This is a genomic window from Polaribacter sp. (assembly GCF_965656025.1).
Classification (GTDB): domain Bacteria; phylum Bacteroidota; class Bacteroidia; order Flavobacteriales; family Flavobacteriaceae; genus Polaribacter.
In genome coordinates this window covers 5,108-13,388 of sequence record NZ_CBFHJT010000076.1, presented here as the reverse complement: position 1 = coordinate 13,388, position 8,281 = coordinate 5,108, and the positions used below count along the sequence as shown (strand labels likewise).

Sequence of the window (8,281 nt, the reverse complement as noted above, 5' to 3'; positions counted from 1 at the left end):
GCAATTACAAATATCTGGTAGTTTGTTAGACGTTGGTTTTGTAAATCACACAAAAAATATTAAAAATACGTTAGCAAAAGGTAGTTTTACTTTTGAGGGAATTGCCTTAGATTATAATGCTAACAATAGAAATTATTGGGAAGAATTAGACACCGCTATTAAAGAGCAACTACCAACTTCAGAAAACCAAGAGTCTTATATTTCTTGGAGGCCTGCAAAATTGAATGCAGCAGTTAAATATAGTTTTGGCGAGAGAAGAAGTAAATATTGCTATGATAATACTTATAAAGATATTTATACAGATGCTTTTGGTGCCCAATTATACTCAGTATTTAGACCTTTAAATCAGCAATTTGCATTGACAGGATTTTATGATAAAATGATTACCAATAATTTACATACCAAAATTACTTATACCTTAGATAATTATTCTTTTAGTAATATTGGCGTGGGTATTTCTACTCAGATTTGGAAAATTAATTTTTACGGAATTGTAGATAATTTGCTTAATTATTCCGATATTTCATCTGCCAACAACCTTTCTATTCAGTTTGGCTTTAATTTAATATTTAATTAAAATGAAAAATAAAATTATACTTGTAGCTCTTATTTTCATAAGTTTTCTTACAGTTGGTCAAGAAAAAAAAGTTAGTAATTATAAATACATAATTGTACCAAATAAGTTTGAGTTTTTAAAAGAACCAGATCAATATCAAACAAGTTCTTTAACAAAGTTTTTATTGAAAAAGAACGGTTTTACAGTACTTTTAGAATCAGAAGATTTTCCAGAAGATTTAAAAAATGATAGATGCAAAGCATTAACAGCTTCAATTGTAAATAATTCTTCTTTATTTAAAACAAAATTGCAGTTAGAGCTGAAAGATTGTTTTAGTAAAGTATTGTTTACTTCTGAAGGAGAAAGTAGAATAAAAGATTTCAAGAAAAGCTATCAACAATCTATAAGAAATGCGCATAAATTAATGGAGGACATTAGTTATAAGCCACTTTCTAAAAAACAACAAGTAAAAGAAACTAAAATTATAGCAGTAGATACTCCTGTAAAAACAATTACTAAAAAAGAGGTTTTAAAAGATGTTTCATCAACAAAAAAAGGAAGCGAAAAAGTAGAAAATACAACTACTTTATATGCACAACCAAAGAAAAATGGCTTTCAACTAATTAATTTAAAGCCAGAAGTTGTTTTTATCATCTTAAATACTAATATAAAAGATGTTTATGTAATTAAAGATAAAAATGGATTGTTGTATAAACAAGAGTCAAAATGGGTTGCAGAATATTATGAGAAAGATCAGTTAATTGTTAAAGAATTTGAAATAAAATTCTAATAATCATATCTACTTTTCCATCTATTTTTTAGAATTTCTCTAAACTGATTTTCTCTAGTATTGTTACCAGGTTCATAAATTTTAGTTCCACTAATTTCATTAGGTAAAAACTCTTGTGCTACAAAGTTATTAGGATAATTATGAGAATATTTATAATCCTTCCCATAGTCTAAATCTTTCATTAATTTTGTAGGTGCATTTCGCAAATGCAGAGGTACAGACAAATCACCAGTTTTTCTCACTAGATTTTGTGCTTCGCCAATAGCCATATAAGAAGCGTTACTTTTAGCAGAATTTGCTAAATAAACTGCACATTGGCTCAGTATAATTCTAGACTCTGGGTTGCCAATAACACTTACAGCTTGAAACGTATTATTTGCTAAAATTAATGCTGTTGGGTTGGCATTCCCAATATCTTCAGAAGCTAAAATCAACATTCTTCTTGCAATAAATTTAACATCCTCTCCACCTTCTATCATTCTAGCCAACCAATAAACAGCAGCATTCGGGTCACTACCTCTAATAGATTTTATAAAAGCGGAAATAATATCATAATGTTGTTCGCCAGTTTTATCATATCTAGCTGTATTTTTCTGTATTTTAGCTAAAACTAGCTCATTTGTAATTTCTATATCATCTTCTGTAGAAACTAAAAGTTCAAAAATATTAAGAAGTTTTCTGGCATCACCACCAGAAACCTGTAGTAAAGCATCTGTTTCTTTTAATTGTATGTTTTTAGAAACCAATTGAGAGTCTTTTTGCATAGCTCTATGTAAAAGCGCAATTAAATCTTCCTTATCAAAAGAATTTAAAATATAAACCTGACATCTAGAGAGTAGGGCAGGTATTACTTCAAAACTTGGGTTTTCTGTAGTTGCCCCAATTAAAGTGACCCATCCTTTTTCTACAGCACCTAATAAAGAGTCTTGTTGAGATTTGCTAAACCGATGTATTTCGTCAATAAATAAAATAGGATTTTTTGCAGTAAATAAACCGCCACTTTTTTTTGCTTTTTCTATAACTTCTCTAACATCTTTTACCCCAGAACTTATAGCACTTAAGGTATAAAATGGTCTTTCAGATTCTGTGGCAATAATATTGGCAAGGGTAGTTTTACCAATTCCTGGTGGTCCCCACAAAATTAAAGAAGGTATAATACCTCTTTTTATCAAATTAGTAAGCACGCCATTTTTACCAACCAAATGTTGTTGACTGATATAGTCTTCTAATGTTCTTGGTCTAATTCTTTCTGCCAAAGGTTCATTCATACTGTAAAAATAGCAAAGTTTTTATGACAGAAGTAGTATTTTTTTAGTTTGGTAACATATTTGTTATTTTTATTTTATGAGTGATGAGCAAACTTTAAATGATAGAAAATCTGTTTTTTTAATTCCATTTTTATATGTATTTGTTATTTGGTTTATTTATTGGATAGAAATACAGTTCCAGTTCAATTTTAATAAATTCGGAGTTTATCCAAGAGATTTAATGGGTTTAAGAGGTGTTATTTTAACTCATTTTATACATAGTGATACAAATCATCTTTTTGGTAATTCTATTCCATTATTTGTATTGTTATCTAGTCTTTTTTATTTTTATAGAGAAGTTGCTTATAAAGTGCTTTGTTATGGAGGTGTTTTAACAGGTCTATTAACTTGGATAATTGCTCGAGAATCTTATCATATAGGAGCAAGTGGAGTTGTATATCTATTATTTAGTTTTGTTTTTTTTAGCGGAATTATAAGAAAGCATTATAGATTAGTAGCGCTATCTTTAATCATTATATTTTTATATGGAAGTATGGTTTGGTATGTATTACCAATAAAAGACGGTATGTCTTGGGAAGGCCATCTCTCTGGCTTTTTAATAGGATTTATTTTTGCTTTAATTTATAGAAAAAATGGGATTATCAAAAAAGAATATCAATTTTCTAAAACTGATTTCGATTTGTTATTTGATGAAAATGGTAATCTTATTCAACAAGAAGAAGAGATAAATACTGAAGAAGATTTGTAGCTGACCTTATAAACCTCTTTGTCTTACAGTTTCATACAGAAAAGCACCACAAGCAACAGAAACATTCAAGGAAGCAATGTCACCAAGTAAAGGTAATTTAGCTTTAAAATCTACCATTTTTAATATAGATGGATTTACACCTCTATGTTCTGATCCCATAATAATTGCAATTGGCTCTTTATAATCTACATCGTAAACTGAAGAAGTAGTTTTTTCTGTAGCAGCAACAGTTTTTATATCAGATGCTTGTAAAATAAACAAAGCATCTTTAATATGGTCTACTCTACAAATTGGCACCTTAAAAGCAGCTCCAGCAGAAGTTTTTATAGTTTCTGCATTTACGGGGGCACTTCCGTTTTTTTGTATAATGATTCCATGTACACCTGTACATTCAGCAGTTCTAATAATAGCTCCAAAATTACGAACATCAGATATTTGATCTAACAATAAAAATAGAGGAGGAGTATCACCTTCTAAAGTTTTGTTTATTAAAGTTTCTAAATCATGAAATGCAATAGGAGATATTTGTGCAACAGCACCTTGATGATTACTGTTTTTAGAAAGTCTATTCAACTTTTCTACAGGAACAATACTTGTAGTTAATTTATTTATTTTAATTAGTTTATCTAATTCATAAAATAAATTACCACGTAATCCTTTTTGTAAGTATATTTTATTGATTGTAGAACCACTTTCTATCGCTTCAATAATAGCTCTAATTCCAAAAATATTAGTCATTTCAGTTTCCATAATGCAAATGTAGTCTAATTATATAGCAAAAAAAAAAGCCACCAATTTTATTGGTGGCTTTTTTTTGTTTAAAAATATTATTTTGTATCAAAAGCAGTAGCTTCGCTTTCACCAAAATTTCCAACACCATTAGCTTTCACAGTACCTCCAACTGATAAACTGTAAGTACCATTTGCAGGGAAGCTTAATCCATCACCATAACTATCTGTTATTGTAAAAGTATAATCTCTACCAGCACATAAAGCAACAGATTCTTGAGCAGAAACTTGTCCATCTGTATAATCACCTGCTTCTTTTGAAGCAACTACACCTCCTAATGAATCTGTAATTGTCCAACCTGTTTCACTTCCATAGCCATCAAATACGATGTCTAAAGTAGCTGTTACTTCTGTACAGTTTTGTGTATAGCTGATAGTAGCTGGACCAGCAATTGATAAACCTTCTTGTACCCCTAAATCGATAACTATTTTATTTACTCCAATTCCTAAATTTGTATCAGATAATTCTACAGAAATAACACCTTTATTTGTTCCTCCAGGAATAATAAAAGATGAAGGAACTGTATAAGATCCTGCTGCAGCACCAGAACCATCCACCATAACTTCAAAAGATCTGTCAGAACTAGTAATGTTAGCAGTAAAAACGTCTAAATTTATTGTATTAGTTCCACCAACATCTACACCAGCAGAATATGTTGGTTCACTAAATGTGATGTAGTTTGTTCCTAAAGGTTCTACATTTTGTTCACAGTTGTTGAATGTAAGAATTGCTATAATAGCAAAAAAAAGTAATTTGATTGTTTTCATTTGATTGTTTATTTAAAATAGCAAGAACTCTAATTTATTAGAGTTCTTGCTTTAGTTAATTATTTGTTATTCATTAATTATTTTGAGTTGAAATAAAAGGATTAAATTGAATTTCTCCTTCTGGAATTTCAAAAGTTAATCTTTCATCGTTATAAGGCATTGGTATACCTACAAAAGATAAGTGATTATCACCTCTTGTAATTGTTGCTTTATTACGCTTCATTGCTAAATAACTTTTTCCTTCTCCCCATAACTCTATTCTAGTTTGTAAATAGATTTCATCTTCTAAAGCTTGTCCTGATAAACCATCTATGTAAGATGCATCTGGTACTCTTTTAGAAACAACTGCTTTTAACATGTTCTTAGCAGCAGTAGGGTTACTAGATTTTGCAGCAAATTCTGCAGCTAATAAATACATTTCTGCAACTCTCATGTAAACATAATCTGCTTTTACAATACTAGAAGAACCATATCTTTGTCTATCTGAATCATAAAACTTAAATAATGGCATTAAGTGCTGCCCTACAGTATTATTATTTAAAAACTGAGTTTTTCTTACATCGTTAGCAGGTATTAAGTCATATAAACCTTGATCTATAGATTTAAAGTCACCAAAAGCTGGGTAACTATAACTATAGTAATCCATTTGACCCCACCAAGAAACTAATCCTAATCCAATCTCGTCGTTCAAATCAACACCCCACATCCATCCTGGAGTAGAAACATCATTAAAACCACCAGTAACTTCAGAAGAACTCATAATTGTATAACCAGCAAGAGCATTGGTTGCCATTGTATATGCTTTGTTATAATCTGTACCTCTAGCTCCTAACACATAAGCATAAATACCTTGTGCAATAGACTGGTTAATCGTAGTTTTATTAGGTCTGTTAAAACCATTTAATAAACTAATTGCTTCCGTTAAATCAGCTTCCATAAGGTCATAAACCTCAGCAGCTGTACTTTTAGCAACATTTTGCCCTAGTGCATCTGTATAGATTGGTAAAATTTCCTCACTACCATTATATTCTTTTTGGTAGTATTGTGCTAAGTAAAAATAAGAATGAGCTCTTAAAGCCTTAGCTTGACCCATAATATATTTGTTTTCAGCACTATCAGGTGTTACATCTGTACCTCCTAAACCATCAATAATTTCGTTACATCCTCTAATAACTCTGTAGTAATATCTCCAGATTTGTCTATTATCACCAAATGTAAAATCTTGTGGTGCTTGTAACTCAGTTATTGATGCTCTATACCATCCATATACACTTTGGCTTAAAGCCAAATCTCCAGAAACCATGTCTCCAAAAATATCATACGCTTTTTGTCCAAAGTCATCATGACCAGTTGTACCACCTGTACCAGTAGTAAATGTTAACGAATAAACTCCATTCATAAGAGCTGCAGGGATCTCAGGATCAATATTTGCAGCCTCCTCAAACTGAGCAGATGTTAAAGTTGTTGTACTATCTAATGCTGGATCTTCAAGAAAATCATCTCCACAACTTGCAAAACCTATGATTGCAATTGCAGACAGCATAACTAATTTTAAATTTTTTTTCATTTTTGTTTAATTTCTTAATTAATTATAATTTCACTCTTACACCCATAGTTACTGTTGTAACTGGGGCAAATAAACCTCGACCAGATGCTCCCGTTTCACTTGTAGTAGGGTAGTATCCTCTTCGTGCAGTTCTTTGAAATAAATTGTCACCAGAAACATAAACGTTTACTGATTTGATTGTACTCTTTAAATATTTTGCAGGTAATTTATAACCAATATTTAAGTTGTTTAAAGCTAAAAAGTCTGTACTAGTAATAAATCTAGAAGAAGTACTTGTAGAGTTTGTAATAGCATTATCTGTTAAAGCAGGTACATCTGTAATGTCTCCTGGATTTCTCCATCTGTTTGCTATATCTTTATGAAAGTTGTTACCAGCTGCTCCAAATCTGTCTGACATTAATTCAGCATATTGAGCATCATAACCATAACCACCTAAGCTATATGTGAATTGAGCTGAGATTGAAAAATCATGAACTCTTCCAGATAATCTAAATGCTCCACTAACTGTTGGAATACTTGATTTTCCAACAAATACATTAGAAGCATCTGAGTAAGTTCTAGTTACTACTTTTTTAATATTTGCGTCAGAAATTTTTGTTTGATATTCTACGATAGAACCAGTATCATTTGAAATGTTAGGATCAACTGGTACCCAAGATGCATTTGAGTCAGAAGTTGGCTCTCCGGCATCTAAAACACCATTATCGTTTCTGTCATCATAATATTGAAACCATGTTGGAGCTCCGTCTGCAGGATCTACACCTGCCCACTCACGCATGTAAAAATCAAAAATTGATCCACCAACTACTCTACCATAGTTTCCACCAGGTGTTAAAAGTTGTGGTTCACCCGTAGCTGGGTCAGTAGGTGTTGCTATAATTTCATTATCTAAGAAAGATCCGTTTACATTAAAATCAAATGAGTAGTCTTCTTTGTTAAGAATATGAGTTGTTAAGTCAAATTCTAATCCAGAGTTTTTTAACTCACCATCATTCACTGTAATAGAAGATATACCTAAAGAAGGTCCTACAAATCTATTAAATATTAAGTTGTCAGTATTTTTTTGGAAATAGTCTAAACTACCTTCTAAAAATTGGTTTGCACCTAAAGTAAACTCAATACCTGTTTGAAACATTTTAGAAGTTTCCCAAGTTAAATCTGGGTTACCATTTAATCCTGGAGCTAAAGATAAATTACCATCTAAATTACCACCATTATATCTGTTATATCCAGAAAAACGTCCAACACCTAGTTGGTCTCCTAAGATACCATATGATACTTTAACTTTTAAGAAGTCTACAAAGTCTACATCACTTAAAAAGTCTTCAGCACTCATTACCCATCCAGCACCAACAGAACCAAATGTACCCCACTTATCGTTAACAAATCTAGAAGAACCATCTGTTCTAACAGAAGCTGTTAAATAATATTTTTGTGCATAGTTGTAGTTAAATTGGCTAAAATAAGATTCTATTGTATTAACATCTGTAGAACCAGAAGCTAAACCTAATGCAGATTGGAAATTATCTAAATCATATAAAAAAGGACTTATTTGTAAACCTTTAGAAACACTTGCAAATGTTCTTGTAAATGCATTGTTTTCATGTGCTATTAAAGCATCGAAATTATGATCACCCCAAGAATTTTCATATCTAATTAACTGTAAAACGTTTTCTGTTAAACCAGTAAAATCGTTTATTGTTATAGCACCACCAGTAGACTGTCCACCACCGTAAAACTTATTTTGGTAATCTCTGTTTTTCTGTTGTGCATAGTTAACACCATATCTGAATTCA

The 8,281-nt window shown here is 30.9% G+C and carries 8 protein-coding genes; 3 read left to right on the top strand and 5 right to left on the bottom strand.

Annotated features, from left to right (window positions below):
- A partial coding sequence (locus ACTG3S_RS12540) for a DUF5723 family protein (protein WP_439129687.1) occupies positions 1-577 on the top strand: 577 nt, incomplete at its 5' end.
- Between the two features lies 1 nt (position 578).
- Entirely contained in the window at positions 579-1,346 is a 768-nt protein-coding gene (locus ACTG3S_RS12535) for a hypothetical protein (RefSeq protein ID WP_439129686.1), read from the top strand.
- Here ACTG3S_RS12535 and ACTG3S_RS12530 read toward each other — a convergent pair.
- Positions 1,343-2,614 (bottom strand): replication-associated recombination protein A, encoded by a 1,272-nt coding sequence (locus ACTG3S_RS12530; protein WP_439129685.1) that lies wholly within the window; start codon positions 2,612-2,614, stop codon positions 1,343-1,345. The two genes, ACTG3S_RS12535 and ACTG3S_RS12530, sit on opposite strands and share 4 nt — an antisense overlap.
- Positions 2,615-2,690: 76 nt before the next feature.
- Here ACTG3S_RS12530 and ACTG3S_RS12525 point away from each other — a divergent pair, with 76 nt between their 5' ends.
- A complete protein-coding gene (locus ACTG3S_RS12525; RefSeq protein ID WP_439129684.1) occupies positions 2,691-3,362 on the top strand; it encodes a rhomboid family intramembrane serine protease in 672 nt (223 codons plus the stop codon).
- Between the two features lie 6 nt (positions 3,363-3,368).
- On the opposite strand, the gene rlmB is transcribed toward ACTG3S_RS12525, so the two are convergent.
- The 4 genes from rlmB to ACTG3S_RS12505 form a co-directional block, all read right to left on the bottom strand.
- A complete protein-coding gene (rlmB, locus tag ACTG3S_RS12520; protein ID WP_439129683.1) occupies positions 3,369-4,100 on the bottom strand; it encodes a 23S rRNA (guanosine(2251)-2'-O)-methyltransferase RlmB in 732 nt (243 codons plus the stop codon).
- 89 nt (positions 4,101-4,189) lie between these two features.
- The gene (locus ACTG3S_RS12515) at positions 4,190-4,918 is read right to left on the bottom strand and encodes a hypothetical protein (protein ID WP_439129682.1); all 729 of its coding nucleotides are present in this window, start codon (positions 4,916-4,918) and stop codon (positions 4,190-4,192) included.
- A gap of 73 nt (positions 4,919-4,991) precedes the next feature.
- On the bottom strand, positions 4,992-6,485 hold the full coding sequence (locus tag ACTG3S_RS12510; protein ID WP_439129681.1) for a RagB/SusD family nutrient uptake outer membrane protein: 1,494 nt from the start codon (positions 6,483-6,485) through the stop codon (positions 4,992-4,994).
- Positions 6,486-6,507: 22 nt separating this feature from the next.
- A partial coding sequence (locus ACTG3S_RS12505; RefSeq protein WP_439129680.1) for a TonB-dependent receptor domain-containing protein occupies positions 6,508-8,281 on the bottom strand: 1,774 nt, incomplete at its 5' end.